The organism is Tetzosporium hominis (assembly GCF_002265435.1).
Taxonomy (GTDB): domain Bacteria; phylum Bacillota; class Bacilli; order Bacillales_A; family Planococcaceae; genus Chryseomicrobium; species Chryseomicrobium hominis.
Map to the genome: position 1 here is coordinate 1 of NZ_NOKQ01000166.1, position 240 is coordinate 240.

Genomic DNA, 240 nt, shown 5'->3' on the forward strand with positions numbered 1-240 from the left:
ACGAAGATATCGAGGAGGAAGCAGCATGATTAAGAAATGGTATAGAGCAGGCGGACAAATTAAGGAGCAGAAGCAGGCAAAGAAAACAAAGACCGATAGGGAGTACAAAAAATATGTGAGCATTCGTCGTTCAGAACCGGAGGCGGACCGGTTGATGGCAAGCCTGGAAGTACCACTTCCGCGGGAACAGTCAGACCGGATCGTGGAACTGTCCGACTATGGATGGCTGCGGTCGGATAT

1 protein-coding gene is annotated in these 240 nt (G+C 50.0%); it reads left to right on the forward strand.

Annotated elements, in window-relative coordinates; genetic code table 11:
- Window positions 1-25: 25 nt before the first annotated feature.
- The coding region (locus CF394_RS03550) for a hypothetical protein (RefSeq protein ID WP_133079795.1) at window positions 26-240 on the forward strand (215 nt) is incomplete at its 3' end.